Genomic DNA, 17,398 nt, shown 5'->3' with positions numbered 1-17,398 from the left:
GCGCTTATCCTCTTACCCAGGCTTTAATGGTGGCGAGCGGCTGTCCTGTGCCTTTGCCCGACGGTGAAATGCGATACTCGCCCACTGCGGCGGGAATAATAAAGGTCTCGGCATAGTGGACGACGAAAGGCGCGAAGGCGCCGCTCGGGCTGTCAACGATGGCCTCATCACCTTCGACCAGGTTGAGAACGTTCACCCCGCCCTGAGTATGATGAGTCACCGGCGCGGTGAACCAGTGGCGGCGGGTTTCGATAAATTCACGCTCGTGCATCCCGGTCCGTTCTTCACGCCAGCCTTCGCCTTCGGCCACGGGTTCGACCTGGTTTACCAGGTTGTCGGCAACCCAGCGGGTGTCACGCTGCCAGTCGATAACCTGCTCACCGTGCTCCAGATGGACGGGGCGCGGCAGGCCATCTAAACCTAAACGTCCCCAGTCCCACAGCTTGAAGGTAAAAATGTACGGCGTGGCGCTGATTTCGAGGACCATCGTGCCGCTGCCCGAGCAGTGAACCGTGCCGGCAGGGATCAGGAAGTGATCGTGCTTACGGGCCGGGATCTGGTTAACAAAGCGGGCATCGTCGAAGGTTTTTTCCCCGCGGGCCGCGGCCTTAAGATCGTCCAGCATCGCCTGCGGTTCGGTTCCGGTTTTGGTTCCCAGATAGACCACCGCCTGCGGTTCCGCTTCGAGAATGTAATAACTTTCATCCTGGGTGTAGTGCATACCAAACTGCTGCTGGATGTACTCGGTGACGGGATGAACCTGGAAGCTCAGGTTCTGGCCGCCGATGGTGTCGAGAAAATCAAAGCGGATGGGAAATTCAGCGCCAAACCGGGCGTGAACCTTCTCGCCAAGCAGCGCGCGAGGATGAAGTAAGACCAGGTTTTGTGAGGGGATCTCGATCCGCACCTGACCAAAGCGCAGTAACAGGCTGTTTTCCTCGGGCACGCAATCAAAACACCATGCGTAATTGGGCGCGGCGGGATCGAGATCGAATTGCTGTTTCATCCACTGGCCGCCCCAGATGCCGGGATCGAAGAACGGGGCGACGCGGAACGGACGGGTGGTGGTTTGCTGGAGGGCGGCGCGCAGCGCTTCGCCGCTGACCAGCGTCGGTGACTCTTTTTGCGTGGTATCGAGCAGATAGTCGGCGCGTTTGAGCAGCGGTGTTTTGTGGCGATCGAAGACGCGCCATTCGATAAAAAAGGCGCGCTTATAGCGACGGAGGATGTCCTCGTCCTGGTTGTCCGCCCCCCAGTTCCCGAGGCCGTCATGGCGCATGCGCTGCTGAATTTCCCAGCGCGGCATATCGGCATAGACCAGCACATCGCCCGGATGAACGAGCGCGGCGCCGGGACCATAAATAACGATGAGGCCTTCGGTCACGGCATCGACCTGCTGGCGCAGCTGATGTAACTTGTCGGCGTTAAAAAACTCTTCCAGATGATGACAGGAGAGGACCCCAAAAACACGGTCGTCGGTCAGGTTACGCGCCAGCAAATCGTGGAGCGCCTGTTCATCGCGGCGGGCGGATTCGACGTTCAGCACCCGCGTAGCGTTCAGCGACGGCAGCAGTCGCTGCTCCAGTTCGTCAAGCCGGACGCCGGGATAGCAGTCCACAACCAGCACGGTTCTGGAGGCGGCTGAAGCCCTGAGGCGAAGCGTCGCAGAGAGGGATTCCCAGCCCTGCCAGGCCTGGTCGTCATAACCCTGAACCGTCACTTCAGGGAATTTATCATAGGTCGTTTGCATTATCTGTCTCCGTATTGGCTAAATAAAGATTAATCGATTAACCTTATTTTGATAGTGTGGTTAACGCGATTAACCCGCCATAATGCGCAAGTAAAGCGACAAAATGGGCGTTATTGTGAGTCCTGTCACAAGGAAAAATGCAATTTTTAGGTTATTCGATTAACCTTCGGTAAACGAACGGGAGAGATCATGACAACAGTGACGCTGGCACAGGTGGCTGAACGGGCAGGAGTATCTACGGCCACCGTTTCGATGGTATTGCGTAACCGCGGGCGGATTTCGCAAGCTACGCGCGAACGAGTGCTGAAGGCGCTGGATGAAACTGGCTATGTCTACAATCAGACCGCCGCCAATCTGCGTAATCGCAGCAGCAACCAGGTTGGACTGCTGCTGCATGACATCACCAACCCGTTTTACGGTGAGATGACGGCAGGCTTAAGCCATGAAATGGAGCGGCATGATTTGCTGTTATTCCTGGCAAACAGCGAAGAGTCAGGCGAGCGGCAGCAAAAGTTTGTCGACTCGCTGATGCGCAATAGCGCCTGCGGCATGGTGCTGTGCGCGGCGCGGGAAACGCCGGCCTCATTTTTTGATGCGCTGAAAAGACGCAATATTCCCGCCATTATGGTGGTGCGCCCGCTCAGCGATCCGGATTTTGATTTTGTCGGTACCGATAACTTTCTCGGCACGCAGATGGCCACGGCGCACTTGCTGAAAATGGGCCACCGACAGATTGCCTTTATCGGCGGCAGCCTGAGTTCTGGTACTCGGGCACAGCGTATTGGCGGATTCACCAGTACGCTCCTCGAGAGCGGGCTCTCGCCGCGGCCGGAGTGGATCGTCACGGCCCAGGCCAGCCAGATCGACGGCGCGAAAGTGGCCGAAGCGCTGCTGACCCGCTATCCGCAAATCACGGCCGCAGTTTGTTACCAGGACATTGTCGCGCTGGGCGTGATGCAGGCGCTGCGTAAAACCGGGCGTGAGCCGGGCCGTGATTTTGCGCTGGTGGGATTTGACGATATTACTGAAGCCGCGCTGGTTCAGCCGGCGTTGACGACCGTTTCGGTGGCGGCGAAGGAGATTGGCCGCAAAGCCGGCGAACTGCTGTATAGCCGCATTCAGGGCAATGATGAACCGCCGAAACGCATTATTTTGCCGCCGGCTCTGGTGGTCCGCGAATCCTGTGGTTTTCGGCACAGGGTTAACGCTCCGGGCGAGTGAGAAACGACGCCGGCGTATAGTTTTTACTGATATCGAACGCCGTTTGTCATAAATTTCTAATTATCGGTGTTTTACAGTAGCGGCTCATCGACGGGCTGGTTAATCTGGAAACAATTTACGTTAAGTTAACAAAAGAGAATAGCTATGCATGATGCACAAATCCGCGTGGCCATCGCAGGCGCGGGCGGCCGGATGGGACGCCAGTTAATTCAGGCCGTACAGCAGATGGACGGCGTGGCGCTGGGCGCGGCGCTGGAGCGCGAAGGTTCTTCCCTCCTTGGCAGCGATGCCGGTGAGCTGGCCGGTGCCGGTAAAGCCGGTGTCACGGTGCAAAGCAGTCTTGCGGCGGTCAAAGATGATTTTGATGTGCTGATCGATTTCACCCGCCCGGAAGGGACGTTAAACCACCTTGCTTTCTGTCGCGAACACGGCAAAGGGATGGTGATTGGTACCACCGGTTTTGATGAGGCCGGGAAACAGGCCATTCGCGATGCGGCGCAGGAGATTGCGATCGTTTTCGCGGCCAACTTCAGCGTTGGCGTCAACGTCCTGTTAAAGCTGCTGGAAAAAGCGGCGAAGGTGATGGGCGACTACACCGATATCGAAATTATTGAAGCGCACCACCGTCACAAAGTGGACGCACCGTCAGGCACCGCGCTGGCGATGGGCGAGGCGATTGCCGGCGCACTGAACAAAGATCTGAAGGATTGCGCGGTCTACAGCCGTGAAGGCCATACCGGCGAACGCGTCCCGGGGACCATTGGCTTTGCCACCGTGCGCGCCGGAGATATCGTCGGCGAGCATACCGCCATGTTTGCCGATATTGGTGAGCGTATTGAAATCAGCCACAAGGCATCCAGCCGGATGACTTTTGCTAATGGTGCCGTTCGTTCTGCATTGTGGTTAAAAGATAAGAAATCAGGCCTTTTCGACATGCGTGATGTGCTTGAGCTCAATGCTTTATAAGTTTTATTACCCATCGTGATGTGGTTATTGCATTCAATATGTAATTGATTGCAAAGGGCAATGTTTTATTGCCCTTTTTATTTTTTATCATTTCATCAATTAAAATTGATGAAATAGCTATAATCTTAAATTATCCATCCATTTTTTGTTGTGTTATTGTAAATTTTGACCATCCGGTCTACTTTTTTGTTCCTGCGCGCGCTGTTTTGCAATCTTCCTGGTCCGCAAGCGTTTTCTCTGCATAGTTTGTTGATCTTTTTACCTGCTAACGCAGTGCTGAGAGGTCAGTGACGTAAAAAGAGATAAAAAATATCGGCTTTAAGTTGACTTTTACCCGACATCTCTCCAGAATGCCGCCGTTTGCCAGAAATCCATAGGTAAGCAAATTTGCATTGATTCATGTCATGCACATGCATTAATATGCAAATAAAGTGAGTGAATATTCTCTGGAGGGTGTTTTGATTAAGTCAGCGCTATTGGTTCTGGAAGACGGAACCCAGTTTCACGGTCGGGCCATCGGGGCAACGGGCACGGCGGTTGGGGAAGTCGTTTTCAATACTTCAATGACCGGTTATCAAGAAATCCTCACTGATCCTTCCTATTCCCGCCAAATTGTCACTCTTACTTATCCCCATATTGGTAATGTCGGCACCAACGACAGCGATGAAGAATCTTCTCAGGTACATGCGCAGGGTCTGGTCATTCGCGACCTGCCGCTGATTGCCAGCAACTTCCGCAATACCGAAGACCTCTCTTCTTACCTCAAGCGCCATAACATCGTGGCGATTGCCGATATCGATACCCGTAAGCTGACGCGTTTGCTGCGTGAAAAAGGCGCACAGAACGGCTGCATCATCGTGGGTGATAACCTGGATGCGCAGCTGGCGCTGGAAAAAGCCAAAGCGTTCCCTGGCCTGAACGGCATGGACCTGGCGAAAGAAGTCACCACTTCAGAAACCTACAGCTGGACGCAAGGCAGCTGGACGCTGGCGGGCGACCTGCCGGAAGCGAAGGCGGAAAGCGAGCTGCCGTTCCACGTTGTGGCCTACGATTTTGGCGCTAAACGCAACATTCTGCGCATGCTGGTTGACCGCGGCTGCCGCCTGACGGTGGTGCCGGCGAAAACCTCCGCCGAAGAGGTGCTGAAGATGAATCCGGACGGTATCTTCCTGTCCAACGGCCCTGGCGACCCGGCGCCGTGCGATTACGCCATTACCGCGATTGAGAAATTCCTCGAGACCGATATTCCGGTATTCGGCATCTGCCTCGGCCATCAGCTGCTGGCGCTGGCGAGCGGTGCGAAGACCGTTAAGATGAAGTTCGGCCACCACGGCGGCAACCACCCGGTTAAAGATATCGATAATAATGTGGTGATGATTACCGCCCAGAACCACGGTTTTGCGGTCGACGAAGCCTCCATGCCGGCTAACCTGCGCGTGACCCACAAGTCGCTGTTCGACGGGACGCTGCAGGGCATCCACCGCACGGACAAACCGGCGTTTAGCTTCCAGGGCCACCCGGAAGCGAGCCCAGGCCCGCACGATGCCGCGCCGTTGTTCGACCATTTTATTGCATTAATTGAGCAGTACCGCCAGTCCGCGAAATAATCAGGAGAAAAGAGCCATGCCAAAACGTACAGACATAAAAAGCATCCTGATTCTTGGCGCTGGCCCGATCGTTATCGGCCAGGCTTGCGAATTTGACTACTCTGGCGCTCAGGCCTGTAAGGCCCTGCGCGAAGAAGGTTACCGTGTCATTCTGGTGAACTCCAACCCGGCCACCATCATGACCGACCCGGAAATGGCCGATGCGACCTATATTGAGCCGATTCACTGGGAAGTCGTGCGCAAAATTATCGAAAAAGAGCGTCCGGATGCGGTACTGCCGACCATGGGCGGTCAGACGGCGCTGAACTGCGCGCTGGAGCTGGAACGTCAGGGCGTGCTGGCCGAATTCGGCGTCACCATGATCGGCGCTACCGCTGACGCGATTGATAAAGCGGAAGACCGCCGTCGCTTCGATGTGGCAATGAAGAAAATCGGTCTGGATACCGCGCGTTCCGGCATTGCGCACACCATGGAAGAAGCGCTGGCGGTGGCCGCAGACGTGGGCTACCCATGCATCATCCGTCCGTCTTTCACCATGGGCGGCACCGGCGGCGGTATCGCTTACAACCGTGAAGAGTTCGAAGAAATTTGTGCCCGCGGGCTGGACCTCTCTCCGACCAACGAACTGCTGATCGATGAATCGCTGATCGGCTGGAAAGAGTACGAAATGGAAGTGGTGCGTGATAAGAACGATAACTGCATCATCGTCTGCTCGATCGAAAACTTCGACGCCATGGGGATCCACACCGGCGATTCCATTACCGTCGCGCCGGCGCAAACCCTGACTGATAAAGAATACCAGGTGATGCGTAATGCATCGATGGCGGTGCTGCGTGAAATTGGCGTGGAAACCGGGGGCTCTAACGTTCAGTTCTCCGTTAACCCGAAAGACGGCCGTCTGATTGTTATCGAAATGAACCCGCGCGTATCACGCTCCTCCGCGCTGGCATCGAAAGCGACCGGTTTCCCGATTGCCAAAGTGGCGGCCAAGCTGGCGGTCGGCTACACCCTCGATGAGCTGATGAACGACATCACCGGTGGCCGTACGCCGGCCTCGTTCGAACCGTCCATCGACTATGTCGTGACCAAGATTCCCCGCTTCAACTTCGAAAAATTCGTTGGCGCTAACGACCGTCTGACTACTCAGATGAAATCCGTGGGCGAAGTGATGGCGATTGGCCGCACCCAGCAGGAATCCCTGCAGAAAGCGCTGCGCGGCCTGGAAGTGGGGGCTACCGGTTTCGACCCGAAAGTCAGTCTCGACGACCCGGAAGCGCTGACCAAAATTCGCCGTGAGCTGAAAGATGCCGGCGCCGAGCGTATCTGGTACATCGCCGATGCGTTCCGCGCGGGGCTGTCCGTGGACGGCGTCTTCAACCTGACCAACATCGACCGCTGGTTCCTGGTACAAATTGAAGAGCTGGTCCGTCTGGAAGAGAAAGTGGCTGACCTCGGCATCACCGGTCTGACGCCTGACTTCCTGCGCCAGCTGAAGCGCAAAGGCTTTGCCGACGCGCGTCTGGCCAAACTGGCGGGCGTTCGTGAAGGCGAAATCCGCAAGCTGCGTGACCAGTACAACCTGCACCCGGTCTACAAGCGTGTGGATACCTGCGCGGCGGAATTCGCCACCGATACCGCCTATATGTACTCCACCTATGAAGACGAGTGTGAAGCGAACCCGTCCGTTGACCGCGATAAAATCATGGTCCTCGGCGGCGGCCCGAACCGTATCGGCCAGGGTATCGAATTTGACTACTGCTGCGTACATGCTTCGCTGGCGCTGCGCGAAGACGGTTACGAGACCATTATGGTTAACTGTAACCCGGAAACCGTCTCTACCGACTACGACACCTCCGACCGTCTGTACTTTGAGCCGGTGACGCTGGAAGACGTGCTGGAAATCGTCCGCATCGAGAAGCCGAAGGGCGTTATCGTCCAGTACGGCGGCCAGACGCCGCTGAAACTGGCGCGTGCGCTGGAAGCGGCTGGCGTACCGGTTATCGGTACCAGCCCGGATGCGATTGACCGTGCCGAAGACCGTGAACGTTTCCAGCAGGCGGTTGACCGTCTGAAGCTGAAACAGCCGGCGAACGCGACCGTAACGACCATTGAGATGGCCGTTGAGAAGGCGAAAGAGATTGGCTACCCGCTGGTGGTGCGCCCGTCCTACGTCCTGGGCGGGCGGGCGATGGAAATCGTCTACGACGAAGCCGACCTGAAGCGCTACTTCCAGACCGCGGTCAGCGTCTCGAACGACGCACCGGTTCTGCTGGATCGCTTCCTTGACGATGCGGTCGAGGTCGACGTTGATGCTATCTGCGACGGCGAAATGGTGCTGATTGGTGGCATCATGGAGCACATCGAACAGGCGGGCGTGCACTCCGGCGACTCCGCATGTTCTCTGCCGGCCTACACCCTGAGCAAGGAAATTCAGGATGTGATGCGTGAGCAGGTACAGAAGCTGGCCTTTGAACTGCAGGTCCGTGGCCTGATGAACGTCCAGTTCGCGGTGAAAAACAATGAAGTGTACCTGATTGAAGTGAACCCGCGTGCGGCGCGTACCGTCCCGTTCGTCTCGAAAGCCACCGGCGTCCCGCTGGCCAAAGTCGCGGCGCGCGTGATGGCTGGCCAGACTCTGGCACAGCAGGGCGTAACCAAAGAAATTATCCCGCCGTACTACTCGGTGAAAGAAGTGGTGCTGCCGTTCAACAAATTCCCGGGCGTTGACCCGCTGTTAGGGCCAGAAATGCGCTCTACCGGGGAAGTGATGGGCGTGGGCCGTACTTTTGCCGAAGCGTTCGCTAAAGCGCAGCTCGGCAGCAGCTCCACGATGAAAAAACAGGGGCGCGCGCTGCTCTCCGTTCGCGAAGGCGACAAAGAGCGTGTTGTTGACCTGGCGGCGAAACTGCTGAAGTTCGGCTTCGAACTGGATGCGACTCACGGTACTGCGATTGTGCTGGGTGAGGCGGGGATCAACCCACGTCTGGTGAACAAGGTGCATGAAGGTCGTCCGCACATTCAGGACCGTATCAAGAATGGCGAATACACCTACATCATCAACACCACCGAAGGTCGTCAGGCGATTGAAGACTCCAAGCTGATTCGCCGCAGCGCCCTGCAGTACAAAGTGCATTACGACACCACCCTGAACGGCGGTTTCGCCACGGCGATGGCGCTCAACGCTAACGCCATCGAGAAAGTGACCTCGGTTCAGGAAATGCACGCGCAAATTAAAAAGTAAGCCGCCTCGTTAATACCGGGTCGCGGAACAACAAGGGCTGACGAGAAATCGTCGGCCTTTTTTTATCCGCGCCATCTTCGGAGAGTTCTGCTTTTCACTGCCCGTCTGGTGAGGCTAACTATAGTTAGCATCATAACGATATCAATTGACGGAAAGACAGGAGGATACAATGCGGAACAAAATTCTGATGGCATCCGCGCTGGCGGCGACGGCAATGGTGTTTGTGGCGGGCTGTTCATCGAACCAGTCGCTGAAAACGACCGACGGTAAAACGATCGTCACTGATGGTAAGCCGCAGGTGGATGATGACACCGGTATGGTGTCATACAAAAATGCGGAAACCGGCCGGACTGAACAGATCAATCGCGATCAGGTGAAGTCGATGGACGAACTGGATAACTAAGGGTTATCCGGGGCCCCGCGAAGGATCTCGTGGGGCTGAGTACGGCGGGACAGCTACAGCAGAGCGTTATCTATCTTAACGATAATTTTGCGCAGCGGCGCGCCGGCATCCATCGCGCCCATCGGACGGTGCAGTTCGCCCGGAAACAAAATGGCCAGCTCTTCCGGATGCAGATGAATCAGCGTTTCGCTGCTGATTGCCTCACAAAAGCCAATATCGTGGGCCTCCTTGAACGGCCCATCCGGCGCGATCGGCAGGCCTTTGTTACCGGCACCGATTATCTCAACGCCCGCCAGGACAATATGGATATCAATATACTGACGATGAAATTCCGGGCGCTGCTCCGACAGCGGGCGCGTCTGGCCCTCGACGACGGTAAAGAACAGGTTATCGCCATCGACCGTATATTTGCCCGGAGGCAGGGTGTGGGGATCCTGCTGCGCAACGGCCTGTAGCGCTTTTTTAATCACCGCTGGATAGAACGCATTTTTGGCGGCGGCGCTTAAGGTATCGATAATCATGCCGGAACTCCCTGTGCTGATTGAGGCGTAAGTAAGGTGATGGATTGCGCGACGATAGTCGCCACGTCGGGGGCGATATCAACGGCGATGATATCGCGCTCGCTGGCGTCCGGCGTTTCCAGGGCGGCAAACTGGCTGCGCAGCAGCGCTTCCGGCATAAAGTGGCCTTTACGCTGCTGCATCCGCTGCAGAATGCACTCATAGTCGCCGGTCAGCCACAGAAAACGCAGATGACCGCTGCCTTCACGCAGGCGATCGCGATAGCGTTTTTTCAACGCCGAGCAGACCAGCACGCCGGATTCATTCTTTTGCTCCAGGCTGAAAATCACGTCGGCAATCCGCTCCAGCCAGGGCCGGCGATCGTCATCATCGAGCGGCTGGCTGGCGGCCATTTTGACAATATTCTGCCGTGGATGCAGATCGTCGCCATCGATGAACTTCGCGCCAAGCGCCTGGGCCAGCGCCTGCCCGACGGTGGTTTTGCCGGTGCCTGAGACGCCCATCAAAATAATGCATTGCCCTGCCATAATGCGCTCCTTAATCAGACGGCAACCAGCATGCCGCCGTCGACAAACAACAGATGACCATTGACGAAATCGGATGCTCTGGAGGAGAGGAACACCGCCGCACCGACCAGCTCTTGCGGATCGCCCCAGCGGTTAGCAGGCGTGCGTTTGCACAACCAGTCGGTAAAGGCGCGATCGTCCACCAGTGCCTGGGTCATGGCGGTTTTAAAGTAGCCCGGTGCGATACCGTTGACCTGAATGTTATAGCGCGCCAGCTCGACGCACATGCCGCGGGTCAGCATTTTGACCGCCCCTTTGGCGGCGGCATAAGGCGTAATGGTGTCGCGTCCCAGCTCGCTCTGCATGGAACAGATATTGACGATTTTTCCGCGCTGACGGCTGACCATGCGTTTAGCCACGGCCTGCGAAACCAGAAATACCGCGGTCTGGTTAACGGAAATAACATCATTCCACTCCTGGACCGGAAATTCGGTAAACGGATGGCGTCGCTGAATACCCGCATTATTGAATAACACATCAATAGCGCCGGTTTCTTCTTCGATTTTAGCAATCGCATTTTCGACCGCATCGGCATCGGTCACATTAAATACGGCCGAATGGGCAATCGCACCTTCATCACGTAATTTCATCACCGCATCATCTGCCCGGGACGCTGAAATATCGTTGATAATAATTTCTGCGCCATATTGTGCAAGGCCTTGCGCCATGACAAAACCAATGCCTTGTCCTGCGCCAGTAATTAAAATACGTTTGCCTTGTAAGCTGAAAAGATCTTTCATCTTGATATCCTGATTAACGGCTGAATATAAATGATGCTGGGCGTTTTAATTCCTGACTGGCAAAAAACAAACCGCAACAACCTGTGCTCTATATCACGGATTTTCGCCGCTTAAATCTGTGATGGAGATCACTCAAAATAGTGTTACGAAAAGGGGTTACGTTAAACGTGAAGCCGCGTGGAAATTACCGCTGCTCAAGGGGTTAACGGGGGAAGGGTTCGATTCTCTTTTTCTTCAGCGGCAGGCATAATGGCCTGATGCAGTGGATGTATTTGACGGGTCGATAGATGAAAGCACAACGCATTACGCTCAATGATATTGCAGCGCTGGCTGGCGTAACCAAAATGACCGTCAGCCGCTATTTACGTACGCCGGATAAAGTAAAACCGGAGACGGCGGAGCGTATCGCCAGCGTGATTGCGGAAATTGGTTACGAGCCCGATCCCGACAATCCGGCGATGACCAGCGTCGCCGTCCCGCGCATCGGCGTGCTGATTCCCTCTTTTCATAATCAAATCTTCGCCGACCTGCTGGCCGGCATCGAGTCGGTGACCGCGACTCATGGCTATCAGACGCTGGTGGTCAATTACGATTACGACCGCCAGCGTGAAGAGGAGCAGATTGCCGCCGTACTGGCCTTTCATGTCAAAGGCTTGCTGCTGACTGAGTCGCTCCATACGCTGCGGGCGGACAAATACCTCAATGCGGCGAAAATCCCGATCGCGGAGGTGATGGGACTGGCGGAGAACCCGGGGCGAATCAACGTCGGGTTTGACAACTTCAAAGCCGGTTTTGACATGACCACGATGCTGCTGGCGAGCGGCAAGCGGCACATTATCTATTTTGGGTCGATGTCCGATGTCCGCGATGAGCAGCGCTACGCCGGCTATTGTCAGGCGATGGAGAATGCCGGACTGCCGACGGGGCGCATTGCCCCCAATAAGGTGTCGTCGGTGTCGATTGGCACCGGCATGATGAATCTGGCGCGGCAGATGTACGCCGCTATGGACGGGATTCTCTGCACTAATGATGACCTGGCGGTGGGCGTGTTACAGGAGTGCCTTGCATCGGGTATCGCGGTGCCGCAGGAGCTGGCGATCGCCGGTTTTCATGGTCTGGAGATTGGCCAGATCGTCACCCCGCGGCTGGCAAGCGTTCTGACTCCACGCTATGAAATGGGTAAGGTGGCCACTGAAATTTTAATTAAGAAAATCAAAGGACTGCCAACCATAGAGAAAGTCGATCTGCACTATCGCCTGTCGATGGGCGAAACCATTTAATCCTGCCTGAACGGCGGCGCAGCCCTGTTAGCAGAACGTTAACGCTTCGTCGCTTGTCCCCGCGTAAAACCGGGTTTTTGTCTTAGCGATCACGGACACCGTAACAGCAATTTTTAACACGATTCAGCGTGATGCAGATCGCAAAACGTTCGGCTAAAAAACCGTTTGATAGTGGCTACCGTCGTAATGAACCGTCAAACAGGTGATCTGATGAAGAGTACTATTACCCGCGCCATCCTCTTAGTGGCCCCCGTTATTGATGCCTTGCAGGAACAGCTGGCGGCCGACTTCCCGCTGCTGCGTCTGTACGAGCAGGAGGATCCCATCGGTTTTCTGCGTGAGCAGGGAGAGAATATTGCAGCCGTTGTCACCCGAGGGGATATCGGAGTGCAGAACAGCGTCCTCGAACTGCTGCCGCACGTGGGTCTGATTGCCATTTTCGGCGTGGGCACCGATGCGGTGGATTTAGAGTATGTTCGCTCCCGGCAGATTCAGGTTTCCATCACTTCCGGCGTGCTGACTAACGACGTGGCGGACCTGGCAATGGGGCTGCTGCTGGCCGGTTCCCGCAATCTGTGTCAGGGCGATCGTTTTGTACGAGAAAGCCGCTGGGAAAAGGGGGGCATGCCGCTGGCCACCCAGGTGAGCGGTAAACGTATCGGCCTGCTGGGGATGGGCAATATTGGTCAGGCGATTGCCCGCCGCGCCCGCGGTTTCGATATGCAGGTGCTTTACCATGACCGTAAACCGGTTCCGGGGCTGGATTACCAGTGGTGCGCCGATCTGCATACCCTGGCCCATGAGAGTGATTTTCTGGTGCTTGCCGCCTCCGGCGGTGAAGCAAACCGCGGGCTGATCGATTTTTCAGTCTTCAACGTCATGCCGAAACATGCGTGGCTGATTAATATCGCTCGCGGTTCGCTGGTGGATGAAAAGGCGTTGATTCAGGCGTTACAAAACGGTGTTATCGCCGGCGCTGCCCTCGATGTTTTTGAAGATGAGCCTCATGTTCCGGCAGCATTGATCGCGCTGGATAATGTGGTGTTGCAACCGCACGTGGCCAGCGCCACCCATGAAACCCGACAGAAAATGAGCGAAGTGGTTTTTGCAAACGTCACCGCTTATTTCTCCGGTAACGTATTGCCGAATGCCATTAATTAATGTTCATCTCTTATTTCTGTGCCCGGCTCTAATTTAATGACAACAATAACCTCTGCATAGAGAGTACGAAATATGAATGATAAAATTCCCAGCACCCGCTGGCTACGTATTATCACGCCGGTGTTGATTGCCTGTATTATTTCGTTTATGGATCGGGTGAATATTAGTTTTGCTTTGCCCGGTGGCATGGAAGCTGATTTAGGTATTACCAGTCAAATGGCCGGTGTGGCCAGCGGAATATTTTTTATTGGTTATTTATTTCTGCAAATACCCGGCGGGCGTATTGCGGTAAATGGCAGCGGTAAACGCTTTATTGCGTGGTCGCTGATGGCCTGGGCGGTGGTGTCGATTGCCACCGGTTTTGTGACCCATGAATATCAATTGCTGGTGCTGCGCTTTATTCTCGGCGTATCCGAAGGCGGGATGCTACCGGTGGTGCTGACGATGGTCAGTAACTGGTTCCCGGAAAAAGAGCTGGGGCGGGCCAATGCCTTCGTCATGATGTTTGCTCCGCTGGGCGGCATGCTGACCGCACCGGTCTCCGGGGCGATTATTGCCGCGCTCGACTGGCGCTGGCTGTTTATTATCGAAGGCCTGCTGTCCGTGGTGGTGCTGGCGGTGTGGTGGTTTATGATCAGCGACCGTCCGGAAGAGGCGCGCTGGCTGCCGGAGGCAGAGCGCCACTATCTGGTTACCACGCTGGCCGCAGAGCGGGCGGCAAAGCTGGCGGAAGATGCGGTCAGCAACGCACCGGTCAAAGATGTTTTCCGCAATAGCGGGCTGATGAAACTGGTTATCCTTAACTTCTTTTATCAGACCGGCGATTACGGTTACACCCTGTGGCTGCCGACTATTCTGAAGGGCCTGACCGGCGGCAGTATGGCCAGCGTCGGCTTCCTGGCGGTGCTGCCGTTTGTGGCCACGCTGGCGGGCATTTATGTGATTTCGCTGTTCAGCGATCGCAGCGGCAAACGTCGCCTGTGGGTACGCTTCTCGCTCTACAGCTTCGCTGCGGCGCTGGTGGCCTCGGTGGTACTGCGTGAGCACGTTGTGGCGGCCTATATTGCGCTGGTGATTTGCGGTTTCTTCCTTAAGTCGGCGACCAGCCCGTTCTGGTCGATGCCGGGGCGTATCGCGGCCGCGGAAGTTGCCGGTAGCGCACGGGGTGTGATTAACGGCCTGGGCAATCTCGGCGGCTTCTGCGGTCCTTATCTGGTTGGGGTGATGATCTATCTGTATGGCCAGAACGTGGCGGTCTGCGCGCTGGCAGGATCGCTCATCATCGCCGGGACCATGACCTTCCTGCTGCCGAAACGCTGCGATCTTGAGATCGGCGAGCCCGCTGCCGTCGTCAGCAAGCAGCCGCGAAATGCCTGAAGGGTATTGAGATAAAAGCAGGTTGTGATTGTAAGCACTTCGATTAACTGACTACACTCTTGCTGATTACAACGAGAGTTAACGCAGGCTAATCAATGATTCTGATAATTTATGCCCATCCCTATCCGCATCACTCGCATGCGAATAAGCGGATGCTTGAGCAGGCAAGGACGCTGGATGGCGTAGAAATACGCTCCCTCTATCAACTTTACCCCGATTTTAATATCGACGTCGCCGCCGAACAGGCGGCGCTGGCGCGAGCCGAGCTGATTATCTGGCAGCATCCGATGCAGTGGTACAGTGTGCCGCCGCTAATGAAACTGTGGATGGATAAAGTGCTGTCGCACGGCTGGGCCTACGGGCATAACGGCATCGCCCTGCGCGGTAAATCGCTGTTGTGGGCGGTGACCACCGGCGGCGGCGAGAGCCACTTTGATATCGGCGCATTTCCCGGGTTTGATGTGCTTTCCCAACCGCTCCAGGCGACCGGTCTGTACTGTGGAATGAAGTGGCTGCCACCTTTCGCCATGCACTGCACGTTTATCTGCGACGATGAAACCCTTCAGGCGCAGGCGCGCCGCTACCGACAACGCCTGATCGAATGGCAGGAGACGCATCATGGATAGCCATACGCTGATACAGGCGCTGATTTATCTGGGATCCGCCGCGCTGATTGTGCCGATCGCCGTGCGCCTTGGTTTGGGGTCGGTGCTCGGCTATCTGATTGCCGGCTGTATTATCGGGCCGTGGGGGCTGAGGCTGGTGACCGACGCCGAGGCGATTTTGCACTTTGCCGAAATCGGCGTGGTCCTGATGCTGTTTGTGATTGGTCTGGAACTCGACCCGCAGCGCCTGTGGAAGCTGCGCGCGTCGGTGTTTGGCGGCGGCGCCTTGCAGATGGTGGTGTGCGGCGCGCTGATTGGCCTGTTCTGCATGTTGCTGGGGATGCGCTGGCAGGTGGCGGAGCTAATCGGCATGACGCTGGCGCTGTCGTCGACGGCGATCGCCATGCAGGCGATGAATGAACGTAATCTGACGGTCTCACAGCTGGGGCGGAGCGCATTTGCCGTCCTGCTATTTCAGGATATCGCGGCGATCCCGCTGGTGGCGATGATCCCGCTGCTGGCCGCCAGCGGTGGCTCCACGACGCTGGCGGCATTTGCCCTGTCCGCGCTTAAGGTGGCTGGCGCGCTGGTCCTGGTGGTGGCGCTCGGCCGCTATGTGACCCGTCCGGTACTGCGCTTCGTGGCCCGTTCCGGTTTGCGCGAAGTGTTCAGCGCCGTAGCCCTGTTCCTGGTCTTCGGCTTTGGCCTGTTGCTGGAGGAGGTTGGACTGTCGATGGCGATGGGGGCCTTCCTCGCCGGCGTGTTGCTGGCGAGCTCGGAATATCGCCACGCGCTGGAAAGCGACATCGAGCCGTTTAAGGGGCTGCTGCTGGGGCTGTTCTTCATTGGCGTCGGGATGTCGATTGATTTCGGTACCCTGATGAGCCATCCGCTGCGCATTCTGGTTTTACTGGTCGGCTTCCTGATCATTAAAGGCGCGATGCTGTGGCTGATTGCGAAGCCGCTCGGGGTGCCGCGCGCCCAGCGCCGCTGGTTTGCGGTTCTGCTGGGGCAGGGGAGTGAGTTTGCCTTTGTGGTCTTCGGCGCGGCGCAGATGGCCGACGTACTGGATAGCGACTGGGCGAAAGCGTTGACGCTGGCGGTGGCGCTGTCAATGGCGGCAACGCCGATCCTGCTGGTGCTGTTGACCCGCCTGGAGAAATCATCCGGCGGCCAGGAACGCGAAGCGGATGAGATTGATGAAGAGCAGCCGCGGGTGATTATCGCCGGCTTCGGCCGTTACGGGCAGATCGCCGGTCGTGTGCTGCTCTCCGGCGGGGTGAAGATGGTGATCCTCGATCACGATCCTGACCACGTGGATACGCTGCGTAAATTTGATATGAAAGTGTTTTACGGCGATGCCACGCGCGTGGATATGCTGGAGTCTGCGGGGGCGGCAAAAGCCGAGGTGCTGATCAATGCGATTGACGATCCGCAGGTCAGTCTGCAGCTGGTTGAGCTGGCAAAAGAGCATTTCCCGCATCTGCAGATTATCTCCCGCGCCCGCGATGTGGATCACTATATCCAGCTGCGTCAGGCCGGCGTGGAGGCCCCGGAGCGTGAAACCTTCGAGGCGGCGCTGAAATCCGGGCGAACGGCGCTGGAGGCTCTGGGCCTCGGCGCTTATGAAGCGCGCGAGCGCGCCGACCTGTTTCGTCGCTTCAACCAGAAAATGGTGGAGGAGATGGTGGCGATGGCGGAAAACGACGCGGCTTCCCGCCTGGCGGTCTTTAAACGCACCAGCGACATGCTGACCACCATTATTAACGAGGATCGCAATCATCTGTCGTTGGTTCAGCGGCATGGCTGGCAGGGAACGGAAGAGGGGAGACACACCGGAGATATTGCCGATGAACCGGAGAGTAAACCTTCTGCCTGAGTCGTGAGGCTGCCGTTACGTTTTGTTTACAGTTAACATTTTGTTTTCAATTTAGATCCTCAGCAGGCGGCTCACGTAGCT

The 17,398-nt window shown here is 56.5% G+C and carries 14 protein-coding genes; 10 read left to right on the top strand and 4 right to left on the bottom strand.

Annotated features, from left to right (window positions below):
* Positions 1–4: 4 nt before the first annotated feature.
* The gene (locus AC007G_RS16595) at positions 5–1,750 is read right to left on the bottom strand and encodes a class I mannose-6-phosphate isomerase (protein WP_142630743.1); all 1,746 of its coding nucleotides are present in this window, start codon (positions 1,748–1,750) and stop codon (positions 5–7) included.
* Between the two features lie 189 nt (positions 1,751–1,939).
* Here AC007G_RS16595 and AC007G_RS16590 point away from each other — a divergent pair, with 189 nt between their 5' ends.
* From AC007G_RS16590 to AC007G_RS16570, 5 genes are all read left to right on the top strand, one after another.
* Positions 1,940–2,971, top strand: coding sequence for a LacI family DNA-binding transcriptional regulator (locus tag AC007G_RS16590; RefSeq protein ID WP_032689526.1), 1,032 nt, complete (start codon positions 1,940–1,942; stop codon positions 2,969–2,971).
* Positions 2,972–3,115: 144 nt separating this feature from the next.
* A complete protein-coding gene (gene dapB / locus AC007G_RS16585) occupies positions 3,116–3,937 on the top strand; it encodes a 4-hydroxy-tetrahydrodipicolinate reductase (RefSeq protein WP_032689525.1) in 822 nt (273 codons plus the stop codon).
* A gap of 458 nt (positions 3,938–4,395) precedes the next feature.
* Positions 4,396–5,544 carry a glutamine-hydrolyzing carbamoyl-phosphate synthase small subunit gene (carA, locus tag AC007G_RS16580; protein ID WP_032689524.1) on the top strand — a complete coding sequence of 383 codons (1,149 nt, stop codon included), beginning with the start codon at positions 4,396–4,398 and terminating at the stop codon, positions 5,542–5,544.
* 16 nt (positions 5,545–5,560) lie between these two features.
* Positions 5,561–8,785 carry a carbamoyl-phosphate synthase large subunit gene (gene carB, locus AC007G_RS16575; RefSeq protein WP_032689523.1) on the top strand — a complete coding sequence of 1,075 codons (3,225 nt, stop codon included), beginning with the start codon at positions 5,561–5,563 and terminating at the stop codon, positions 8,783–8,785.
* 169 nt (positions 8,786–8,954) lie between these two features.
* Positions 8,955–9,188 carry a YgdI/YgdR family lipoprotein gene (locus AC007G_RS16570; protein WP_032689522.1) on the top strand — a complete coding sequence of 78 codons (234 nt, stop codon included), beginning with the start codon at positions 8,955–8,957 and terminating at the stop codon, positions 9,186–9,188.
* A gap of 53 nt (positions 9,189–9,241) precedes the next feature.
* Here AC007G_RS16570 and AC007G_RS16565 read toward each other — a convergent pair whose 3' ends face one another.
* From AC007G_RS16565 to idnO, 3 genes are read right to left on the bottom strand one after another with little or no spacing between them, the layout of a single operon-like run.
* A complete protein-coding gene (locus AC007G_RS16565; protein WP_004857760.1) occupies positions 9,242–9,709 on the bottom strand; it encodes a NanQ anomerase/TabA/YiaL family protein in 468 nt (155 codons plus the stop codon).
* Complete coding sequence (locus tag AC007G_RS16560) at positions 9,706–10,236, bottom strand: gluconokinase (RefSeq protein WP_228724112.1); 531 nt, start codon at positions 10,234–10,236, stop codon at positions 9,706–9,708. The genes AC007G_RS16565 and AC007G_RS16560 overlap by 4 nt, the downstream gene beginning before the upstream one ends.
* A 14-nt stretch (positions 10,237–10,250) precedes the next feature.
* Entirely contained in the window at positions 10,251–11,015 is a 765-nt protein-coding gene (idnO, locus tag AC007G_RS16555) for a gluconate 5-dehydrogenase (RefSeq protein ID WP_032689519.1), read from the bottom strand.
* A 287-nt stretch (positions 11,016–11,302) separates the two neighbouring features.
* On the opposite strand from idnO, the gene AC007G_RS16550 reads away from it, so the two are divergent.
* From AC007G_RS16550 to kefC, 5 genes are all read left to right on the top strand, one after another.
* A complete protein-coding gene (locus AC007G_RS16550) occupies positions 11,303–12,295 on the top strand; it encodes a LacI family DNA-binding transcriptional regulator (RefSeq protein ID WP_142630741.1) in 993 nt (330 codons plus the stop codon).
* A 210-nt stretch (positions 12,296–12,505) separates the two neighbouring features.
* Positions 12,506–13,456, top strand: a complete 951-nt coding sequence (locus AC007G_RS16545) for a 2-hydroxyacid dehydrogenase (protein WP_080724360.1) — start codon at positions 12,506–12,508, stop codon at positions 13,454–13,456.
* 72 nt (positions 13,457–13,528) lie between these two features.
* A complete protein-coding gene (locus tag AC007G_RS16540) occupies positions 13,529–14,833 on the top strand; it encodes an MFS transporter (RefSeq protein ID WP_032689516.1) in 1,305 nt (434 codons plus the stop codon).
* A gap of 95 nt (positions 14,834–14,928) precedes the next feature.
* A complete protein-coding gene (gene kefF / locus AC007G_RS16535) occupies positions 14,929–15,459 on the top strand; it encodes a glutathione-regulated potassium-efflux system oxidoreductase KefF (RefSeq protein WP_032697241.1) in 531 nt (176 codons plus the stop codon).
* Positions 15,452–17,317: a glutathione-regulated potassium-efflux system protein KefC gene (gene kefC, locus AC007G_RS16530; RefSeq protein ID WP_032689514.1), complete on the top strand. Its 1,866-nt coding sequence runs from the start codon at positions 15,452–15,454 to the stop codon at positions 17,315–17,317. The genes kefF and kefC overlap by 8 nt, the downstream gene beginning before the upstream one ends.
* Positions 17,318–17,398 lie beyond the last annotated feature (81 nt).

Source organism: Klebsiella sp. CSG-1, assembly GCF_056521145.1.
The sequence above is the reverse complement of the archived record's forward strand: the minus strand, read 5'-3'. Positions and strand labels throughout refer to the sequence as shown.

Excerpts from the sequence above, each read along its gene's own strand:
- AC007G_RS16595 (WP_142630743.1), bottom strand. The coding sequence starts at position 1,750 with ATGCAAACGACCTATGATAAATTCCCTGAAGTGACGGTTCAGGGTTAT.
- AC007G_RS16590 (WP_032689526.1), top strand. The coding sequence starts at position 1,940 with ATGACAACAGTGACGCTGGCACAGGTGGCTGAACGGGCAGGAGTATCT.
- dapB (WP_032689525.1), top strand. The coding sequence starts at position 3,116 with ATGCATGATGCACAAATCCGCGTGGCCATCGCAGGCGCGGGCGGCCGG.
- carB (WP_032689523.1), top strand. The coding sequence starts at position 5,561 with ATGCCAAAACGTACAGACATAAAAAGCATCCTGATTCTTGGCGCTGGC.
- AC007G_RS16570 (WP_032689522.1), top strand. The coding sequence starts at position 8,955 with ATGCGGAACAAAATTCTGATGGCATCCGCGCTGGCGGCGACGGCAATG.
- AC007G_RS16565 (WP_004857760.1), bottom strand. The coding sequence starts at position 9,709 with ATGATTATCGATACCTTAAGCGCCGCCGCCAAAAATGCGTTCTATCCA.
- AC007G_RS16560 (WP_228724112.1), bottom strand. The coding sequence starts at position 10,236 with ATGGCAGGGCAATGCATTATTTTGATGGGCGTCTCAGGCACCGGCAAA.
- idnO (WP_032689519.1), bottom strand. The coding sequence starts at position 11,015 with ATGAAAGATCTTTTCAGCTTACAAGGCAAACGTATTTTAATTACTGGC.
- AC007G_RS16550 (WP_142630741.1), top strand. The coding sequence starts at position 11,303 with ATGAAAGCACAACGCATTACGCTCAATGATATTGCAGCGCTGGCTGGC.
- AC007G_RS16545 (WP_080724360.1), top strand. The coding sequence starts at position 12,506 with ATGAAGAGTACTATTACCCGCGCCATCCTCTTAGTGGCCCCCGTTATT.
- AC007G_RS16540 (WP_032689516.1), top strand. The coding sequence starts at position 13,529 with ATGAATGATAAAATTCCCAGCACCCGCTGGCTACGTATTATCACGCCG.
- kefF (WP_032697241.1), top strand. The coding sequence starts at position 14,929 with ATGATTCTGATAATTTATGCCCATCCCTATCCGCATCACTCGCATGCG.
- kefC (WP_032689514.1), top strand. The coding sequence starts at position 15,452 with ATGGATAGCCATACGCTGATACAGGCGCTGATTTATCTGGGATCCGCC.